Source organism: Mesorhizobium sp. M5C.F.Ca.IN.020.29.1.1 (assembly GCF_003997375.1).
Lineage (GTDB): Bacteria > Pseudomonadota > Alphaproteobacteria > Rhizobiales > Rhizobiaceae > Mesorhizobium > Mesorhizobium wenxiniae.
Genome location: NZ_RZSW01001030.1, coordinates 1 through 1,001 on the forward strand (window position 1 = coordinate 1; position 1,001 = coordinate 1,001).

1 protein-coding gene is annotated in these 1,001 nt (G+C 63.6%); it reads right to left on the reverse strand.

The window, feature by feature from the left end:
* A partial coding sequence (locus tag EOA85_RS35980; protein ID WP_164760170.1) for an AI-2E family transporter occupies positions 1 to 748 on the reverse strand: 748 nt, incomplete at its 3' end.
* Positions 749 to 1,001 lie beyond the last annotated feature (253 nt).

Here is a 1,001-nt window from a genome sequence, read left to right on the forward strand (position 1 = left end):
GCACTACCCCCTCGCCGATGGCGATAATGGTCATGCCGGTTACCGTCGAGGAAATCGTCGCCGGCACGACGCGTGAAATCCGCTCCCACCTGGTCGGCAGGATGCGTTCGCCGAGACGGTCGACCTGCCCGGCAAAATGCTCGCCGTCGCGATAGGCAAAGAACAGCGCGATCATCATGAACAGCAGCGCCAGCAGAAGGCCGAAGGCGCTGCCGCCGGCGGCCAGCACGCCGCGGTAGATGCTGCCGATGTTGGCGCCGCTGATCAGCTGGATCAGTTCGCCGATGCCGCCCGGATGGCCGAGATTGCGCGTCCACTGCTCGTTCAGCCAGTCGCCCACCACAGGCAGCGTGGCGATCCAGTACGGCGTCACCGCGCCTTCGCGGTTGGTCTCGATCGCCCAGCCGACCCATTCGCGGACTTCGTTGCTGGCGTAGGCGCCGGCGAGCGCGATCGGCACCACCAGGAAAGTGAGGATGAACAGGATCGCCAATGTCGCGGCGATCGTGCGGTTGCCGCCGACAGCAGCAAGCAGCCGCCGATAGAGCGGCCAGCTGGCAAAGGCGATGACGAGAGCAGCCAGCACTGGGACCAGGAAACCATGAAAGAAATAGACCCCGGCGGCAACGATCAGCACCAGGAGCCAGCGCGCCGCCGACAGCGGCGGAATGACGGCGGATCTGACCGGCGTCGACAGGCCGAACAAGCGCTGCTGCCCTTCCGGTTTCTTAATCCTGGCTTCTTTCAAATGCCCATTTCTCCCAAAGGCGTGTGTCCCCGCCTTATGTAGCGATGCTTATGTACCATGATAGTGCAGCAATCGTGACGACATTCCAAATGTTAGCATGGAGGCGCTAATCTCCCCGCTTGAGGGGGAGACGTCGCCGAAGGGCGACAGAGGGGTCGGGACGTTCAGACGCGACCTCTTATTGCGAACAGGGAAGGCTGGCGCTTCATGCGCGGGGACCCCTCTGGCCTGCCGGCCATCTCCCCCTCAAGGG